The organism is Pantoea sp. USMM079 (assembly GCF_037153115.1).
Classification (GTDB): domain Bacteria; phylum Pseudomonadota; class Gammaproteobacteria; order Enterobacterales; family Enterobacteriaceae; genus Pantoea; species Pantoea communis.
In genome coordinates this window covers 24,221-42,619 of sequence record NZ_JBBCKX010000023.1, presented here as the reverse complement: position 1 = coordinate 42,619, position 18,399 = coordinate 24,221, and the positions used below count along the sequence as shown (strand labels likewise).

General features: G+C 49.5%; 21 protein-coding genes. 8 read left to right on the top strand and 13 right to left on the bottom strand.

What is annotated here, in order from left to right:
- Nucleotides 1-173 precede the first annotated feature (173 nt).
- On the top strand, nt 174-1,730 hold the full coding sequence (locus tag WFP70_RS21630) for a maltose/glucose-specific PTS transporter subunit IIC (protein WP_160867489.1): 1,557 nt from the start codon (nt 174-176) through the stop codon (nt 1,728-1,730).
- Nucleotides 1,727-2,416: an N-acetylmannosamine-6-phosphate 2-epimerase gene (locus WFP70_RS21625; protein ID WP_337024392.1), complete on the top strand. Its 690-nt coding sequence runs from the start codon at nt 1,727-1,729 to the stop codon at nt 2,414-2,416. The genes WFP70_RS21630 and WFP70_RS21625 overlap by 4 nt, the downstream gene beginning before the upstream one ends.
- A gap of 69 nt (nt 2,417-2,485) precedes the next feature.
- Here the strand turns inward: WFP70_RS21625 and WFP70_RS21620 are convergent, their stop codons facing one another.
- The 3 genes from WFP70_RS21620 to WFP70_RS21610 all read right to left on the bottom strand — a co-directional run bounded on the left by WFP70_RS21620 (nt 2,486) and on the right by WFP70_RS21610 (nt 4,568).
- A complete protein-coding gene (locus WFP70_RS21620) occupies nt 2,486-2,701 on the bottom strand; it encodes a YdgH/BhsA/McbA-like domain containing protein (protein WP_337024391.1) in 216 nt (71 codons plus the stop codon).
- Nucleotides 2,702-3,039: 338 nt separating this feature from the next.
- Nucleotides 3,040-3,351, bottom strand: a complete 312-nt coding sequence (locus WFP70_RS21615) for a cupin (RefSeq protein WP_097119056.1) — start codon at nt 3,349-3,351, stop codon at nt 3,040-3,042.
- A gap of 86 nt (nt 3,352-3,437) precedes the next feature.
- Nucleotides 3,438-4,568 carry an MFS transporter gene (locus tag WFP70_RS21610; protein ID WP_337024390.1) on the bottom strand — a complete coding sequence of 377 codons (1,131 nt, stop codon included), beginning with the start codon at nt 4,566-4,568 and terminating at the stop codon, nt 3,438-3,440.
- A gap of 135 nt (nt 4,569-4,703) precedes the next feature.
- Between WFP70_RS21610 and WFP70_RS21605 the strand changes: the two genes are divergently transcribed.
- Nucleotides 4,704-5,453: an IclR family transcriptional regulator gene (locus WFP70_RS21605; protein WP_034829888.1), complete on the top strand. Its 750-nt coding sequence runs from the start codon at nt 4,704-4,706 to the stop codon at nt 5,451-5,453.
- A gap of 41 nt (nt 5,454-5,494) precedes the next feature.
- On the opposite strand, the gene WFP70_RS21600 is transcribed toward WFP70_RS21605, so the two are convergent.
- The 5 genes from WFP70_RS21600 to WFP70_RS21580 all read right to left on the bottom strand — a co-directional run bounded on the left by WFP70_RS21600 (nt 5,495) and on the right by WFP70_RS21580 (nt 8,692).
- Nucleotides 5,495-5,800, bottom strand: a complete 306-nt coding sequence (locus WFP70_RS21600) for a CcdB family protein (RefSeq protein WP_034829889.1) — start codon at nt 5,798-5,800, stop codon at nt 5,495-5,497.
- Between the two features lie 3 nt (nt 5,801-5,803).
- Nucleotides 5,804-6,022 (bottom strand): type II toxin-antitoxin system CcdA family antitoxin, encoded by a 219-nt coding sequence (locus WFP70_RS21595; RefSeq protein ID WP_034829890.1) that lies wholly within the window; start codon nt 6,020-6,022, stop codon nt 5,804-5,806.
- Between the two features lie 237 nt (nt 6,023-6,259).
- Entirely contained in the window at nt 6,260-6,469 is a 210-nt protein-coding gene (locus tag WFP70_RS21590) for a YdgH/BhsA/McbA-like domain containing protein (protein ID WP_097119053.1), read from the bottom strand.
- Nucleotides 6,470-6,660: 191 nt separating this feature from the next.
- On the bottom strand, nt 6,661-7,914 hold the full coding sequence (locus WFP70_RS21585; RefSeq protein ID WP_337024389.1) for an enolase C-terminal domain-like protein: 1,254 nt from the start codon (nt 7,912-7,914) through the stop codon (nt 6,661-6,663).
- A 76-nt stretch (nt 7,915-7,990) separates the two neighbouring features.
- Nucleotides 7,991-8,692: a FadR/GntR family transcriptional regulator gene (locus WFP70_RS21580; protein WP_097119186.1), complete on the bottom strand. Its 702-nt coding sequence runs from the start codon at nt 8,690-8,692 to the stop codon at nt 7,991-7,993.
- A gap of 279 nt (nt 8,693-8,971) precedes the next feature.
- Here WFP70_RS21580 and WFP70_RS21575 point away from each other — a divergent pair, with 279 nt between their 5' ends.
- The 4 genes from WFP70_RS21575 (at nt 8,972) to idnD (ending at nt 13,523) form a co-directional block, all read left to right on the top strand.
- Entirely contained in the window at nt 8,972-9,739 is a 768-nt protein-coding gene (locus WFP70_RS21575; RefSeq protein ID WP_160834269.1) for an SDR family oxidoreductase, read from the top strand.
- Between the two features lie 70 nt (nt 9,740-9,809).
- Nucleotides 9,810-11,099, top strand: coding sequence for an MFS transporter (locus WFP70_RS21570; protein WP_337024388.1), 1,290 nt, complete (start codon nt 9,810-9,812; stop codon nt 11,097-11,099).
- 13 nt (nt 11,100-11,112) lie between these two features.
- Nucleotides 11,113-12,474 (top strand): MFS transporter, encoded by a 1,362-nt coding sequence (locus WFP70_RS21565; protein ID WP_337024387.1) that lies wholly within the window; start codon nt 11,113-11,115, stop codon nt 12,472-12,474.
- Nucleotides 12,475-12,482: 8 nt separating this feature from the next.
- Nucleotides 12,483-13,523, top strand: coding sequence for an L-idonate 5-dehydrogenase (gene idnD, locus WFP70_RS21560; RefSeq protein WP_337024386.1), 1,041 nt, complete (start codon nt 12,483-12,485; stop codon nt 13,521-13,523).
- Nucleotides 13,524-13,581: 58 nt separating this feature from the next.
- Here the strand turns inward: idnD and WFP70_RS21555 are convergent, their stop codons facing one another.
- The 3 genes from WFP70_RS21555 to WFP70_RS21545 form a co-directional block, all read right to left on the bottom strand.
- The gene (locus WFP70_RS21555) at nt 13,582-13,797 is read right to left on the bottom strand and encodes a YdgH/BhsA/McbA-like domain containing protein (RefSeq protein ID WP_034829885.1); all 216 of its coding nucleotides are present in this window, start codon (nt 13,795-13,797) and stop codon (nt 13,582-13,584) included.
- Nucleotides 13,798-13,928: 131 nt separating this feature from the next.
- Complete coding sequence (melB, locus tag WFP70_RS21550) at nt 13,929-15,356, bottom strand: melibiose:sodium transporter MelB (protein WP_337024385.1); 1,428 nt, start codon at nt 15,354-15,356, stop codon at nt 13,929-13,931.
- A gap of 90 nt (nt 15,357-15,446) precedes the next feature.
- Nucleotides 15,447-16,751: an alpha-glucosidase/alpha-galactosidase gene (locus WFP70_RS21545; RefSeq protein WP_337024384.1), complete on the bottom strand. Its 1,305-nt coding sequence runs from the start codon at nt 16,749-16,751 to the stop codon at nt 15,447-15,449.
- A gap of 219 nt (nt 16,752-16,970) precedes the next feature.
- On the opposite strand from WFP70_RS21545, the gene WFP70_RS21540 reads away from it, so the two are divergent.
- Nucleotides 16,971-17,810 carry an AraC family transcriptional regulator gene (locus tag WFP70_RS21540; RefSeq protein ID WP_337024383.1) on the top strand — a complete coding sequence of 280 codons (840 nt, stop codon included), beginning with the start codon at nt 16,971-16,973 and terminating at the stop codon, nt 17,808-17,810.
- A gap of 17 nt (nt 17,811-17,827) precedes the next feature.
- Here the strand turns inward: WFP70_RS21540 and WFP70_RS21535 are convergent, their stop codons facing one another.
- A complete protein-coding gene (locus WFP70_RS21535) occupies nt 17,828-17,977 on the bottom strand; it encodes a hypothetical protein (protein ID WP_166934474.1) in 150 nt (49 codons plus the stop codon).
- A 91-nt stretch (nt 17,978-18,068) separates the two neighbouring features.
- A complete protein-coding gene (locus tag WFP70_RS21530; protein ID WP_058960987.1) occupies nt 18,069-18,284 on the bottom strand; it encodes a YdgH/BhsA/McbA-like domain containing protein in 216 nt (71 codons plus the stop codon).
- Nucleotides 18,285-18,399 lie beyond the last annotated feature (115 nt).

Genomic DNA, 18,399 nt, shown 5'->3' with positions numbered 1-18,399 from the left:
ACACCTCTCCATTAGCCAATATTGATGGCGCTTAGTGTGCGTAAAGGCCCTGCTTTGTGCCAGCAGAATTCATTATAAGTGAAAGCTATCATACTAATGGTAGTAATTTTCATCCGATGAAGTAGATTATGATAATAATTTTTACCACAACAACACTTCGGGGATGAAAATTTATGTCAATGTTCAGTGGAGCCTCTTCAGGAGGCTGGTTTGAAAAAGCGCAACGTTTTGGAAAATCCTTTATGTTGCCGATCGCGGTATTACCTGCCGCCGGCTTGCTATTGGGCATTGGCGGCGCGTTATCCAATCCCAACACTGTTAAAGCCTATCCGTTTCTGGATATCGCCTGGCTACAAGGGGTGTTCACCATCATGGCCAGCGCAGGTTCGGTGGTCTTCGCCAACCTCGCAGTGCTGTTTGCGGTGGGCGTGGCGGTAGGTCTCGCGAAAAGCGACAAGGGCACAGCAGGACTGGCATCTCTGCTCGCCTATTTGGTGATGAATGCCACCATCAATGCCCTCTTGACGCTCACCGGCGTGCTGGCCAGCAGTAATCTCAGTGCCGTGGGTCAAGGCATGGCGCTGGGCATTCAAACGCTGGAAACTGGCGTGTTTGGTGGTGTTGTGATCGGGCTGGTCACCGCGTTACTGCACAACCGCTATAACAAAATTGCCCTGCCACAATTTCTCGGCTTCTTTGGTGGCTCACGCTTCGTCCCGATTATTAGCTCGTTTGTGGCGATTATCGTTGGCGCGGCAATGACCATCGTCTGGCCGCATTTTCAGAAATTGATATTCGGTATGGGTGGACTGGTCGATGCCACGGGGTATTTCGGCACCTTCATATACGGCTTTGTGTTGCGCATGCTCGGCCCGTTTGGTCTGCATCACATCTTCTATCTGCCTTTCTGGACTACCGCTTTGGGCGGCAGTGAAATGGTCAATGGTCATCTGGTTGAAGGCACTCAGCGCATTTTCTTCGCTCAGTTGGCCGATCCCAATACGCAGCAGTTTTATCTGGGGACGGCGCGCTTTATGTCGGGCCGCTTTATCACCATGATGTTTGGCCTGATCGGGGCTTGTCTGGCGATGTATCACACTGCCAAACCCGAGAACCGCAAACGTGTGGCCGGTTTGTTATTATCCGCCGCCCTCACCTCATTTCTGACTGGGATCACCGAACCGATTGAGTTCTCGTTCCTGTTTGTGGCGCCAGTGTTATATGTGATTCACGCGCTGTTCGATGGCCTGGCCTTTATGATCGCCCACATCCTGCACATCACCATTGGACAGACCTTCTCCGGCGGTTTAATCGATTTCATTCTGTTCGGTGTATTGCAGGGTGAAGCGAAAACCCACTGGATGTATGTGCCCCTGGTCGGCGTGCCATGGTTCCTGCTGTATTACTTTACCTTCCGCCTGCTGATCACTCGATTCAATTTCAAAACGCCAGGCCGTGAAGATGTCAGCATCGATACCTTGCCAGTTGCCGCTGGCGAACGCCCTTTGCAGGTGATTGAAGCGCTGGGCGGTAAAGACAATATTGCCGAACTTGACTGCTGCGCCACACGTTTGCGTATCACGCTAAACGACAGTTCTAAACTTAATGAAGCCGCATTGAAGGCCACGGGCGCTCGCGCGGTTATCCAGCGTGGCAACGGCGTACAGGTGATCTATGGCCCGCACGTCACCATTATCAAAAATGAAGTTGAGGAGTTACTCGCGCTATGAAAGCAAACATGCTGGAGCAAATTAAAGGGAAACTGGTGGTGTCTTGTCAGGCACTGGAAAATGAACCCCTGCACAGCGCCTATATCATGTCGCGTATGGCATTAGCCGCGAAGCAAGGTGGCGCGTCGGCAATCCGCGCCAACAGTCTGATCGATGTAGAGCAGATTATGCAAACCGTGGATTTGCCCATTATCGCCATTATCAAACGAGATTATTCAGGCAGTGATGTGTATATCACTGCCACGCTCAAAGAGGTCGATGAATTGATGGTGGCGAATCCAGCGATGATCGCGCTGGACGCCACGCAACATCAGAGGCCTGGCGAACTGCAGTTGCCGCAGTTGGTGGCGGCGATTCGTCAACGCTATCCGCAGTTATTGCTGATGGCAGATATCGCGACAGTTGATGAGGCGTTGCTGGCGGATGAACTCGGCTTCGACTGCGTAGGTACTACGCTGCATGGCTATACGGCGGAAACGCGCGGAAAGTATCTGGCGACAAATGATTTTCACTTTCTGCGTGAAGTATTAACAGCAGTGAAGGCGCCAGTGATTGCAGAAGGCAATGTGGAAACACCTGAGATGGCGGCGCAGTGTTTAAAACTGGGCGCGCACGCTGTGGTGGTCGGTGGCGCGATTACCCGTCCTCAGCAAATAACGCAGCGTTTCGTCAACGCAATTAGCTGATACGTTTTATCAGGCCTCAAATAGCAAAGCCGCCCGAAGGCGGCCTTAACGCTGAAGCGAAAACTGAACTTATTTGTACAGTTCTGCAGTCATGTGCACACGGTTGTTGGTGTTTGCTTCAGTGATTTTATACTGTGCGCCCTGCTGCTGAGCAACAGCGGCAACTTTCGCTTCTGCACCATCCAGAGTTGAAGACTCTACTGAAATGCTCTGGGCAAAGCTTGCAGCAGACATCAGTGAAAGAGCAGCGGCAGCAGCGATAGTCAGTGTGTTAATGGTTTTCATGGTCATATTCCTTCGGGTTGTGAGTGAAGGCTGTGTGCCTTCGATGAAAACAATAATACCCCACGTTACCATTATCATATTAACTATTAGTGCGATCATGATTATCCAGCTAATCATACACAGCGTTACTGTCACATCTACTGTCATAATGATCAGGATGTTATCCACATTTCAGGTGAAAAGACCGCGCGCTAACCTGTGGATAAATCACCTCTCACCGCCAACCACGCCAGCTGCACTGCCGTGGTTACTTTTCGTACGAGCTTGTGCCTGATTGCTCACTCATTTCCTGGTACGCCTAACGGATCAAATCGTTACCGATTACGGTTAGTGTGGTTTCATACCGAATCCTCTTTCTCAACCACCAGCACCCGAGCGGCACCCTGCGGATGGGCAACATGCTCTGTTCCCACACTGGCAAAGAAAATATCACCGACATTCAACATCACTTTCTGTACTTCGCCCTGCTCGCGGTAATGCATTTCTACTGCACCATCCAACACTACAAAGACCTCTTCGCCGTCGTTGATGTGCCAGCGATAAGGTTTATCAGTCCAATGCAGTCTGACGCTGGTACCGTCGAAATTGGCAATATCAACGGCATCCCAGGCTTTGGCTGGAGTAAAGTTTTTACTGATGATGGTTTTCATGCGCATCCTGAATGATTGAGATTGCACACTATATTAACGGTAAGCCGTCGATGAATGAGGACATGCATCGACCCTTTTCGGACAGATTAATCCCTCACCACGGCGAACTTACGCAAAGCAACAATATTCATCACGGCCAGTATTGCTGCGGCAATAAAGGTCATCGCCACCTGGCCGGGAATATAAGCCATAAAGGCCGCGAGAAATTGCCCGGCAAAGATTGCCATCGATAAACGCGCCAGTTGACGTCCACGCTCATGCGGTTGGCTGGTTTCAACCGTCATATGGTTGACCAGAGGCACTGACAGGCCAAATCCCATACCTAACAGGATGCCGCCCGGCAGGCACAGCAGCATGTCCGGTGCAGCAGCAAACTCCAGGTGCGCCAACATATAACAAACGAACGCCATGATCAGGGTTGGATAAGGACCAAATTGCAGTGCCACATGCGGCATCAACGCTGCAGCCAACACGGCCACCAGCGAAACGAATGACAGAAAATACCCGATATGAGCGGCATTAACGCCCAACGCGGCAAAGCGTTGTGGCAGCATGATGATGGCGGTATAGAAACACATCATGGAGCAGATGGCCGCCAGCAATACCGGACGCAATGCCCGATTGCTGTTGGTTGCGCCTTCATCCCTGGTTTCAGTGGCGATTTGCTGTTGCGGACGTGGAAACAAAATGACCACCAATGCGAGCAGCAACCAGGACAAAAGATAGAGTGCATAGGGATAGCGCCAACTCAAGGAAGCCAGAATCCCGCCAATAAGTAAAAACACCACTCCACCAAGTTCGATAGCCATGCCCTGACGCGCCATCATTTTAAGTCGTGCTTCAGCCTGATAAAAACTGGCAATTAAACTGGTTCCAGCCGACATCACTACGGCGGTAAAACAGCCTAATAGGACACGATCAATGATCTGCAGGGGTGCGCCGGGTAACCAGGCACCCGCCACGCCCAATCCGCCGTAACAGAAAAGACCCACAAGAAGCATGGGGTAAGCGCCATAACGGTCTATCGCTCGTCCGGCAAAAGGCCCTGTCATTACTACGCCCAATGCTGGCAGCGTTACCAACCAGTTAGCCAGATGTGAAACTCCTAATCGCGCAGCAATCTCACTCAATCCCGGTACGATAACGCAGCCCACCATGATGGTCAGGCAACTCACCGCCAATAACGTCATTGCCGCTGCAGGCTTTAATAAAGTCATGAATACACCTATCCGTATAATGGGTTTATTATCCACATATCGGATATGAGTGTTAGGGTAATCGCGCGTGATGTCAATCGCTAGCGGGTTACGTGGTAGAGTGGCACGTGGGTAAATCGATGATACGGATGAATAATGGTCGCAGATACTGAAGCTAACGGATCACAGGTGATTGCACGTGCCGCCACCCTTTTGCGCGCACTGGAAAATCGCCCCGCTGGATTATCAATGTCCGAACTGGCGAAATCGACTGCGTTACCGCGAACCACGGTTCATCGATTGGTGACCTCTCTGATTGCGCAGCAGTTGCTGATCCAGGACAGCGCGGGAATTAAATTGGGGCCAGCACTGACCAGACTTGCCGCCTCAGCGCACACCGATATTATTGCGCTGGCGCAACCGGCGATGGAGACGCTTGGACGTCGTACGCGAGAAACGGTCGATTTATGCGTCTGGCGCGGCAGCCATACGGTACTGGTCAGCCAATATGCTTCGGATCAGGAGCTGCGCGTGGTTTCGCCCATCAGCACCGCCTTTCCTTCCCACTGCGCCGCACATGGCAAAGCCCTATTGGCGGAACAGCCTGAAGAGCTTTTGACGACGTTAATGCCGCAGTTGAATGAGGTGCGCACCCTGCAAACGTTGAAAGATCGTCAACCTTTGCTGAAAGCGATTGAGTCAATTCGCCAGCAAGGTTATGCGATTGATCGGGAGGAGCATGCGCGCGGCGTTTGTGGCGTCAGTGTTGCTCTGCACACCGGGCCGGGTGAACGCTATGCCCTGGCCTTAGCCGTGCCGGCTATGCGCTTCGATGAGCAGTTTCCCCAACTACTGGCCGCGCTGATGCAGGCGAAGGCAGAAATTGAAACGCTGGTGGCGCGCTAAAAAGATAAAACCCGCCAGGGCGGGTTAGATTTGAGAGTGGTTTACACACCCCAAAACAGAATGTTAATAGCGTCTTTAATTTCAGTTTCGTAGATTGCAAGACTTCCGACTTTATCGCCAAACACGCTTTTTGAAACGCTAACGACATCGTCAGTTTTCAGCCGATAAGCAGTGCCATTGAGTTGAACGATTGGAAGGAGCTCTTTACTCACTTTTTCAGAGAGTAAAGAGGCATCAACAAGCGGGATGGCCATTCTAAATCCCGGTGTATCAAGGATGTTACTCTGAACATCGACAAAAAGTTGGTAATGACTGGTCCGCTTATATTCATAAACATCAAATTGCATGAGTTACCACTTCCTGTTCTCATCAGCGAACGAGCCAAACTTTTGGTTAAAAGCGGCAAGTTCTTCCATGCCCTCACGATTTTCTTCCTTCCAACGTTCCCCTTTAATGCGCTTAGCCTCTTTGGCGTAAGCCGCATCCGCTAATGCAGAAACGTTAACGCCGGAGTCAACCAAATATTTATAGTTGTCTTTCTCAACGGTGATACTGACTTTGCCTCTCATTTAGCCCCCTAAATCGATGTCGTTTAGAGGTATACTATATGGGTATACAATGAGGGTAAATAGTCACCATTGCCAAATCTGTGTCAGGGAAATCTTAATATTACAGATTTAAGGTATATGAGGGGGGCCTGGATGACCTTAGAGATCATCTAAGTAGAACGTATGAGAGGCGGTTACTTAGTTCAGAAACAGCAAAGCCGCCCGAAGGCGGCCTTAACGCTGAAGCGGAAACTGAACTTATTTATACAGCTCTGCAGTCATGTGCACACGGTTGTTGGTGTTTGCTTCAGTGATTTTGTACTGTGCGCCCTGCTCTTGTGCCACTGCGGCAACTTTTGCTTCTGCACCGTCAAGAGTTGAGGACTCAACGGAAATGCTCTGTGCAAAGCTGGCAAATGAAACCAGAGTAAGGGCTGAAACTGCAACGAAAGTTTTGATAGATTTCATGGTCATTTCCTCAAATTCATTTTCAGATTATGAGGCATTCTGCCTCGATGTGAAAAAGAATAGACCTGTATTGTGATGGTTGAAATCTAATCATTTTGCTTTTATCGTTCTAATTATTTGAATGAGAGTTTTGGGCTGAGTATTTGCCTTAGCGCATCAGAAATAACAAAGCCGCCCGAAGGCGACTTGAATTAAGGCCTTGCCGCAGAGCCATCCGGCAAGCGAGCATTAGTCCACTCGGGTTGATCACCTTTAACTGGATACTTAGCTGCACGGGCTTCATCAATATCTACACCTAAACCTGGGCGAGCACTGAGGTATGCATAACCACGATCAATCTCCGGGCAGCCCGGGAAGACTTCCTGCAAAGCCTCATTGACCGGCGTATATTCCTGAATACCGAGGTTAGTAATGCTCATATCGATATGCAGATTTGCAGCGACACCAACGGGTGAAATATCACCTGGTCCATGCCAGGCGGTTCTTACGCCGTAGAGCTCAGCAAAAGTCGCCAGCTTTTTGGCAGGCGTAATACCGCCGATGGTACTGACATGGCAACGAATATAATCGATAAGCTGGTTTAGGATCAGGGGTTTCCATTCGTTAATCTGGGTAAATAACTCTCCCATCGCAATCGGTGTACTGCTCTGTGTCCGTAATGTTTTAAGCCAATCGATGTTCTCAGGGGCGACAGGATCTTCGAGGAAAAACAACTGGAACTCTTCCAGCGATTTCGCCATTTGAATCGAGGCAATCGGTGTGATTCGCTCGTGTACGTCATGAATAAACTCCACACCAAAACCAATTTTATTACGCAGATGATCAAACAAACGGGGCACCGCACGCGCGTAAGCTTCGGGGTCGAAATAAACGCCCGGCGTCTGACTACGCGGTGACACCTTCGGCTGAATATTACGTGCCTTAGCCAACTTACCGGCGATCAGACGTAAATCATCGGTGCCAGCACCGCCGTACATGCCCACCTGGCAGCGTACATATTGATAACCCTCTTCCATACGGGCCCGAATATTATCTTCAACTTCAACTTCATCTGCGCCGTCACAGTGGCGATAAAGAGCAATGCCATCACGGCACTTACCACCCAACAGTTCAAACACTGGCAACCCAGCCACTTTACCTTTTAAATCCCACAAGGCCATATCGACGCCAGACAGTGCGTTGTTCATGACCGGGCCATTTCGCCAATAGCCACTCACCGCAGCCGATTGCCAAATATCCTCAATACGCGCGGGATCCTTACCTATTAAGAACGGTTTCATGTAGTTGTCGATAGCAGAGGCGACGGCATGAATACGTTGTGTAAACGTCGCACAGCCTAATCCGTATAACCCAGGTTCACTGGTTTCAATTTTGACCACCACCAGGTCAATACCGCCCGGTGCAGTGAGAATGGTTTTTACGTTGGTAATCTTAAGTTGGCTCATGCTAATCCTCATTAATCCTGTATGATGTCCTACATGTTAGAAGTATAAAAAAAGCCGCAATGGGCTTTTGCTATGTTCAGTTATGGCGTACATCTTCGATAGCGTGCACGTTATGGGTCATCGCACTGTTCAGCGTCTCTGTTGCCAAATCTGCATCACGATTTTTCAGCGCCATAAATACCTTAATGTGGGCTTCAACGCTCTCAAGCGTAATGCCCAGCACACGGTTTAACTCTTCGAGATAATGCACATAGATGCCTTTGAGTGACTCCATAACATGAATAAAAATTTTGTTATGCGAAGCTTTCACGATGGCCAGATGGAAGTCGTAGTCTGCCAGGGAATACTTCTTGTAATCATCCCGATTAACCAGCATTCGATTGAGCGCACTCTCTAACGCCTGAATGTCTTCATCAGTCGCATTCTCTACAGCCAACTTCATGCAACGAAACTCAACGGTTTGGCGAAACACGCGCATATCGTCAAACTCTTCCTGAGACAGATGCAAAATCGGCTGATTGTCGCTGAAGGCCCCATAGCGCGCGACATCCCGGGTAACATAAGTCCCCTTGCCCTGATGCGTGATGACGATACCTAAATCACGTAACTTTTGCACAGCACTGCGCACGCTGACTCGGCTGACCTGGAAGGTGGCCGTGAGTTCTGCTTCAGAAGGCAACTTACAGCCCGGCTCCCAGATGCCATCCTGAATGTTCTGCTTCATCTGTTCGTAGATCACGTCCACGATATTGTGTTTTTGAATACTTGCCAGCGCCACGTTGCTCACTCACTTGTCCTACATGTTGGTCTTTTTAACTTTTTCACTCTCCTGGCACAAGGCGTTTTTTCTTTTATCACGCTTAACCCTTTTGACTAGAATTATAAAAACACATCAATCTCATACAGTTGATGTGTTATTTACTATTTCCAGCTCCTGCTAACTGATCCCATTTTTGTGAAACAGTCTGCAATTTATTGATCAGGTTATTGCTGCTACTTACAACCTCACGTACAACTTTCACACCAACTTGTTAGTCATGTTACATGAGGAATTATCATGCACTCCCTTTTCGATTTAACGGGAAAAACGGCCTTGATTACCGGTTCAACGCGTGGGCTCGGTTTTTCCTATGCCACGGGATTAGCGCAAGCTGGCGCTTCTGTCATCCTCAACGGCACTCGCGAACAGCACATGCATCACGCGTTAGCACAGTTAAAAGCCCAGGAATTTAATGCGCGAGGCTTTCTCTTTAACGTCGCAAACGAGGATGAGATAGAGCGCGTTTTCGCACAGCTTGATGAAGAAAATATCCACGTCGATATCGTCATCAATAATGCGGGCATTCAGTTCCGTAAACCTATGCTGGAGCTGGCGTTAAGTGACTGGCAGCGTGTAATAGATGTGAATCTCACCAGTGCTTTCCTGGTGGCTCGTGCCGCAGCGCGGCGTATGGTGGCGCGCAACAGCGGTGGCAAAATTATCAACATCGGCTCACTCACGAGTGAAGCCGCTCGCGCCACCGTTGCCCCTTATACCGCAGCAAAAGGCGGTATCAAATTACTGACGAAATCGATGGCAGCTGAATGGGCAGTCCATAACATCCAATCGAATGGCATTGGGCCAGGTTATATCCTCACCGACATGAACAGTGCGCTGGTAGAAAACCTGGAATTTAATCAATGGGTTTGCAATAGCACACCCTCAGGGCGCTGGGGTAAACCTGATGAGTTGATTGGCACAGCGGTGTACCTGGCCTCCTCTGCCTCTAACTACGTCAATGGACAAATGATTTATGTCGACGGCGGTTGGCTCGCCACGCTTTAGACCAACGTCATTTAAAAATGCATTTCCAGACTCACTGTACCCTCCCCTTAAAACGATAAGAGGTCAGAACATGAATCAGACCATTTCAGGGACACTATCTAATAAACGTTGGGGGCGGCTCATTCCCATCGCCTTCATCACCTACAGCCTGGCTTATTTGGATCGAGCAAACTACGGTTTCGGCGCTGCAGCTGGACTCGCAGAAGACCTCAACATCACACCGGCAATATCGTCGCTGCTGGGCGCTCTATTCTTCCTGGGTTATTTCTGTTTTCAAGTGCCAGGCGGTATCTATGCAGAGAAACACTCAGCCAAGCGATTGATTTTCTGGAGTCTCATCCTTTGGGGGGCGCTGGCTGCTGCAACAGGAATGGTGCATAACGTTGCACTTTTAGCGGCCGTACGTTTTCTTCTGGGTGTCGCCGAAAGCGTTGTCATGCCCGCAATGCTGATATTTCTCAGTCATTGGTTCACACGGGAAGAGCGTTCCAGAGCAAATACCTTCTTGTTTCTAGGTAATCCCATCACAGTTTTGTGGATGTCGATCCTTTCAGGATACTTAATCAATTCCTTTGGTTGGCGTGGGATGTTCATTATCGAAGGTGCGCCAGCCATCATTTGGGCGGTCATCTGGTGGATGATATACGCCGATCGACCAAAAGACGCCAAATGGTTAAGCGATACGGAAAAACGTGCCATCGAGAATGCGCTGGCTGAAGAACAACAAGCCATAAAACCCGTTAAAAACTATCGCGAAGCATTTCGTTCACCCAAAGTGCTTGCCCTTGCTTTCATCCATTTCTTTTGGAACATAGGCATGTACGGCTTCATTATGTGGCTGCCCTCGATGCTCAAAACGGCATCTGGATTAGGCATCGTGGCAACCGGTTGGCTATCTGCAGCCCCCTATCTGCTGGCCGTTCCACTGATGTTAACCGCGTCCTGGTACTCTGATAAATTTCAGCAGCGCAAAGCTATCGTTTTGGCTTTCCTCGGGCTGGGGGCCGTTTGTTTTATTGCATCCTTCACCCTCGGCGCATCTCATTTCTGGATTTCCTGGTCACTTCTGGTCATTGCGGGAGGAGCAATGTATACGCCGTATGGTCCATTCTTCGCCGCCATACCTGAAATGATCCCGCGCAACGTTGTAGCCGGTGCAATGTCATTTGTCGTTTGTTTTGGCGCATTAGGGTCATTCGTCGGCGCCTGGATTGTGGGTTACTTAAATGGTTTGACCGGGAGTCCGGCGGCTTCATATGTCTTTATGGGCGCGTCTCTAGTGGTTGCTGTGCTTTTAACCGCACTGACCCGGTTTAGTAACGCATCGAACACGTTAACCCACGCCACCACTGCGCACTGAGAAAGGTCAATCCATGACAGCTAAACCCACCCGTACCCGTTTCTCCGTGCTGGCGATGTTGTTTGTTGTGACGGCCATTAATTATATGGACCGTGCCAACCTTTCCGTTGCGGGTTCTCACATTCAGGGAGACCTGGCGCTCTCACCCACGCAGCTCGGATTGCTGTTCTCGATGTTTACCTGGTTCTACGCCATGAGCCAAATCCCGGTAGGATATCTGCTGGATCGCATCGGTTCCCGCTGGCTGTATGGCAGCGCAATTGTATTGTGGAGTGTGTTCACCCTGTTAATGGGGTTTGCTTCACACCATCTTTTCACCACCGCCACCGCTTCCTTTATGATGCTGCTGGCTTGCCGCGCTTTGGTGGGAATCGCTGAAGCACCCTCTTTTCCTTCGAACACCAAGATCATTGCGACATGGTTTCCCGATCATGAACGTGCCCGTGCAACAGCGACCTACTCCAGTGCGCAATACATTGGCCTCGCGCTACTCACCCCGCTGCTTTCCCTGATCGTAAGTAAATGGGGCTGGGAGATGTCGTTTTACATCTCTGGCGCGGTCGGCATTGTATTTGGTTTTTACTGGCTGATTCGCTATCGCGATCCGCAACACAGCACGCAGGTAAATAAAGGTGAACTGGATATTATTCGCCAGGGTGGCGGCTATGGTTCTGAAGTCAAAGGGGCAAATACGCGGGTGAACTGGCCTGAAGTACGCTTCATTTTGCGTCAACGCGCAACCTGGGGTCTTTTTATTGCCCAGTTTGCGGCTTCGTCCACCCTCTACTTTTTCCTGACCTGGTTTATTGTCTATCTGGAGAAAGGATTGCACCTGTCGATCGACAAAGCAGGGATTGGCGCCATGTTCCCTTACCTCATGGCCATGGCTGGTGTGTTGTGCGGCGGTACATTAAGTGATCTGCTGCTGAAGCGCGGCCGCAGCCGTACCTTTGCGCGTAAACTTCCTGTGATGACAGGAATGTTGCTGACCTGTTCTATTGCGCTGGTGAATTTCTTCCAGGACCAACCCGTGATAGCGATTGGTATCCTGTCTATCGCCTTTTTCGCCAATGCTTTCTCCAATCTCGGTTGGGTGGTTTGCAGTGATGTCATTCCACGCCATCTCATTGGCACCATTGGCGGATTTCTCAATATTTTTGGCAACCTATCCGGCATCGCCAGCCCGATCATCATCGGCATCATTCTGCAACGTACGCAAAACTTCCAATATGCGATGTGGTACATCGCGGCTGTCGCACTGGCGGGTTTCCTCGCTTATCTGTTCCTGGTGGGGAAAATCGAAGTCATGGTTCCTCCAGATGAACAACCGACCCCGCGCGACGATGAAAAATATAAAACGCCTTCAAATGCTTAGGAGCAATCATGCAGCATAAAACGGTTAAAGCCGTCATGGTGGCAGGCGCCCATGATGTACGGTGTGAGAATCAAGATATTGCCTGGAACAGCGATCAAGTGCTGGTGAAAGTGGAACGCGGAGGGATCTGTGGTTCAGACATCCATTACTTCTTGCATGGCCGAGCCGGCATGTCGGTGTTGAAGTCTCCGATGGTATTAGGTCATGAGTTTGTTGGCATCGTTGAGCAAGCGCCTAAGGAAAGCAATTTGCGGGCTGGGCAACGCGTGGCGATCAATCCATCGCAACCCTGTCAGCATTGCGACATCTGCCGCTTAGGCAAACAAAATCTCTGCCGCTCGATGCGATTTATGGGAAGCGCGCAATTTTATCCACATGTGAACGGTGGTTTCGCGCAGCATGTCGTCGTCGCTCCAGAACAGTGTATCCCTTACGCCGATAATGTTGAGGCTAAAGTGATCGCCTTTGCCGAGCCGCTGGCTGTTTGTATTCACGGCATCAAGCAGGCCGGAGATTTAACGGGCAAGCGAGTTTTGGTCACTGGCGCAGGACCGATTGGATGTCTGGTGATTGCTGCTGCGTTGGCCTCAGGCGCGACGGAAGTGGTAGCGACCGATCTCAGCGAACGCTGCCGTGCGCTGGCATTAAAAATGGGTGCAGCTTCGGTATGGGATCCACGCGATGAAGAGGTCGTTGCCGGTTGGCGTGAGCATGGAGGCAGCTTCGACGTCTGCTTTGAAGCCTCTGGTGCTGCCGCTGCCGTCGCCTCAGTCGTTGCCTATACCCGACCCGGCGGGATTATCGTGCAGCTTGGTATGGGGCAGGCTGAGATCACCTATCCTATCGGCCCTCTTTTGGTTAAAGAGGTGCAATTACGCGGCTCGTTTAGATTTGTCGATGAATTTGCCACCGCTGTACGTTGGCTTGAGACGGGCAAAATTGATCCTCTGCCATTACTGTCGGCAGAACTGCCAATGGACCAGGCGGTTGGCGCACTCGAATTAGCTTCTGATAAGGAAAGGGCTGCAAAAGTGCAGTTAGTGTTCTAGGTCTCAGAAACAGCAAAGCCGCCCGGAGGCGGCCTTAACACTGAAGCGGAAACTGAACTTATTTATACAGTTCTGCAGTCATGTGCACACGGTTGTTGGTGTTCGCTTCGGTGATTTTATACTGTGCGCCCTGCTGTTGTGCGACTGCGGCAACTTTCGCTTCGGCACCGTCAAGAGTTGAAGACTCTACGGAAATGCTCTGTGCAAAGCTGGCGGCAGACATCAGTGAAAGAGCGGCAGCAGCTGCGATGGTCAGTGTTTTAATGGTTTTCATGGTCATATTCCTTTGGGTTGTTTATGAAGGCTGTGTGCCTTCGATGAAATAATAATAACCCAAGTTACCATTTCATTGTTAACTATTAGTGCGATCACCATGATCACACTAATAGTTCTCGCGGTTATGGTTCAGATCGAACTCCGGACCTGTTGCGCAGGCAAGGAGCCTTCTGCTTCAGGCGTGACCTCAGCTACATGTTGCGCACCATACTTATTTTGTAACCACTGCTGCACCTGATCCAATAAATGCCCATCCAATGCGTAATAGCGCAGATAAACGCCCACGGTGATAGCGAAAAAGAGTAATGGCGCGCCTACCATAATCGCCTGCATACCTAAGAGGGTTGATGCACTTTGCTGTACATTTGGCACATAGCCAATCAGGCTAAGCATCATACCGATAAACAGCCCGGCAAAAGCAGCACCTGCTTTCACCACCATGGTTTGGACAGAATAGGCAATGCTTTCAATGCGGACACCTAGCGCGTAGTCACCGTAGTCCACGGTGTCCGCCACCATAATCACCAGCATTACCCAGAAGAGTGCATTGCCAATATTCACCAATACACCAGACAGTGAGATAAGCACTGCCCCTTGCGGCGCCCAAACAGCAATCGCGAACAGCATAAAGCAGCTGAGCACCGGCAGCACCGACGCGCTGAGCCACAATACCCGACGGGAGAAAATGCGAACTAAACGTGGGAACAACACAATGGTGATGAGATTAGCCACACCGGCAAACGCCATATACCACGGGAAAAGATCCTCGCGTCCAAATACATATTTAAAGTAATACACGGCGAATGCTGTAATGATGCTATAAGCCAGGTTCCACGCCAATGCCATGATTAACAATACAAATAATGGTCGGTTGCGGGTGATCATACTGAGCACGGTGCCGAGACTGTGTTGTTCGCTTTTTGCTGTTGTTTGCGATGAGGAGTACCTCTCATGCACATTCAGCAGCGTCACCAACGTAGAAAGGATGAAGAAAAACACGATGATGTAAGTGAAGTAGAGAAAACCCTCACCTTGGTTGCCGCCTCCTAGCCAGCGGATAGCGGGTAATCCAATCACCCCCGTAAGATAGCCTGCACAACTGGCAAAAAATCGCGGCCAGGGAATCAATGCTTCTCGCTCACGTTTATCCAGCGTAATGCAAGGTACCAGTGACCAGAATGGCACATCCATGATGGTGTAGGTAAATCCCCACAGCAGATAGGTTATCCAGATCCACACAATTTGCCCGGTACCCTGAAAATGATGAGCATGAAACACGGCAATCAACATCACTGAGTTCACTAACGTACCCAGCAAAATCCAGGGTTTAAATTTGCCCCAACGGGACCGGGTGCGCTCGACGATCCATCCCATAACAGGATCGGCTAACGCATCGAGAAATCGCGCCACCAGAAATAACGTGGCGACCATGCCCATCGAAATACCGGCCACATCGGTGTAGTAAAACATCAGATACATATAGATGATGCCAATGGCGAAATCTTTGCCGAATGCACCCAGGCCATAGCTGATTTTGGTCTTTAGCGACACACTCATGATTGACTCTCCTCCTTGAACGGGTGGCAACCGACAGCCATGAAGCAGTTGCCTCCACGCACAGGTAATTTAGCAGAAATTCTCTGAATATCAGTGATATGAAGGCAACCAATCGCCATGTGCCGCAATCAGCTCGTCACACAGACGTATCGTATCGTCGATGGAAAGCTCCGCAGAGGTATGCGGATCGAGCAGAGCCGCATGATAAATGTGCTCTTTCTTACCGGTGACCGCTGCTTCAATGGTCAGGAGTTGCGTATTGATATTGGTGCGATTCAGCGCCGCGCACTGTGGCGGAAGATCACCGACGTAGCAGGGAGTAATGCCTTGAGCATCCACCAGACAAGGCACTTCTACACAGGCCTCGCGGGGTAAATTAGTGATTAAGCCGTTGTTAAGTACGTTACCGCCAATCTTATAGGGTTTATCAAGCATCATGCTTTCAATAATATAAGACGCATATTCCAGGCTGCGGGTATGGGTGAGATTTTTATTGTGGGTTAATTGCTCACGTTGCATATGCCAGCGTTCAATCTGCTCAATGCAGCGACGCGGATACTCATCGAGCGGAATATTAAACTGCTCAATTAATTCCGGATAATTTCGCTTGATCCAGTAAGGCATGTATTCCGCATTGTGCTCGGAGGACTCAGTGACGTAATAGCCGAATTTATGCATGATCTCATGTCGCACCCTATCATCATGTTGCTCTGTCAACGCCAATGAACGACGCCGAATCTCAGGATAGAGGTCCTCACCATTGCGTCGAATATCTAATAACCATGCCATATGATTGATACCGGCAATATTGAACACCACATTGTCAGCTGGCATATCAACGCTCTTTAACAACGTTTCAGCGCAAACTTGTACGCTGTGGCATAAGCCCACCGTTTTGATGCTGGTATATCTGAGCATTGCGCCCGTCAATGATGCCATGGGATTGGTATAATTGAGCAGCCACGCATTTGGGCAAACCTCTTCCATGTCTCGCGCCAGATCAAACATCACGGGTAACGTGCGTAGCGCGCGGAAAAGCCCCCCGACGCCCAAAGTATCCGCAATGGTCTGACGTAAACCGTATTTTTTTGGAATATCAAAATCAATCACGGTGCTGGGCTGATACCCCCCCACCTGAATGGCATTGATAACGAAGTCTGCTTGCTTCAATGCCTCACGTCGTAATTCAACCCCCGCATATTGATGAATGCGTGCGCGGTTTTGGTTAATATTGGCATTAATATTTGTCAGCATTTTGTAAGACTCATCGAGTCGCTGAGCATCGATATCATACAGCGCAATCTCAACATCAGAGATATCAGCAGTAGCCAGCACATCACCGAGCACATTTTTGGCAAACACAGTGCTCCCCGCTCCAATGAACGTTATTTTCATTTTTTCACCTTATATTCCAGCACGACTGTGTCGTTAAAACATAAACAACGGCCAGGCGAAGCGATATGTATAAATGTGACATCCTTATAGCAGAATGGTATCGCCGTTAAGGAAGTGTGATGAATATCTCACATTGCCTTTTATCAGGTAAATCGGCGTGCTAGCCGCTTAAAATGTGTGATAGAAAGTTCAAGCATCCCCTCCCGTTGATGATTACATATGGAAAAATATTTACTACCTGAACATATATTGCATTTTGGTTTGAATATTTATCAGTTTGGCCACGAGGCGTGTGTGCCCGCTCATACTTTCGGCCCCGCGGTACGCCAACACTATTTATTGCACTATGTTATGGCTGGCAGAGGAAGTTTACTTTCTGAACAGGGACGTTGGGATATTTCAGCCGGGGAAGCTTTTTTAATCTTCCCGCATCAGATAACCACCTACTCTGCCGATAAGAAAATACCCTGGGAGTATATGTGGCTAGAGGTAGATGGATTGATAGCGCAGCGCACCTTTGAGCTTTGCGGGCTTAACCGAGAGACCCCCGTTTGGACGGCAGCATTACCGCGAGGTCATCAGGAACTGGAGGAGGTATGGAAATTATTGATTGCTGAAGACGCCGACCGTCCGATCAAACTGGCTGGATTAACCTGCTTATTATTCGATGCATTAATCAGTGGCGGGAAAAATAGTGCTGTCTCCACCAGCAATGATAACAAGCAGCTGGATCATGCCATTGCCTTTATCGAACGCAACTATCAGAACCCCATCGGGGTCAGTGATATTGCGAACCATTGCCGAATTGACCGCAGTTATTTGAGTCGAATGTTTCAAAAAGCGTTGGGTGTAGGACCTAAACAGTATTTATTGCGCACGCGTATGAACATGGCGAAAACTTTACTGCAAGATGCATCATTACCCATCAAAGTGATTGCCTGTTCGGTGGGTTACAACGATCAACTCCATTTCTCTCGCGCTTTCAAACAATATTTTGATTTACCACCGACAGAATGGCGAAAACGTTATCCGCCAAACAGCGACTGTATTGAGCTTTAACATTACCGACGCCACAATCAGGATTTTGCCATCAGCGATTTAACCGTGGAGATAAAGTGCGGCCACTGATGGAATCGCATAATCGGCATATGAGCCTGGCGTTGCGCCCTTAACGCATCGACAAATGCGCTGGCTTGCTGATCAATATCTTGATGATTCTGTTTCATGGGACTGCCCCTTTTACGGAGAGTGTTAAGACGGAAAAAGCCGCCCCGTAAGGCGGCCTTTCCCGGCACTTCCCTGTGCAACCATCCGATATTATTTGTACAGTTCTGCGGTCATGTGCACGACGTTACCGTTGCTGGCTTCAATGATTTTGTATTGTTCATTCTGCTGATGAGCCTGAGCAGCAATTTTCGCTTCTGCTCCATCCAGAGTCAGAGAAGTTGCAGTCACTGTTTGTGCGAAGCTGGCAGCAGACATCAGAGAAAGAGCGGCAACAGCGGCGATTGACATAGCTTTAATAGTTTTCATGGTCATATTCCTTGGTTTGTTTGATGAGAAGGCTGTGTGCCTTCGATGGAAACAATAATAACCATGTAAACTATATCAAGCTTAACTATTAGTGCGAAAACTATGATCGCACTAA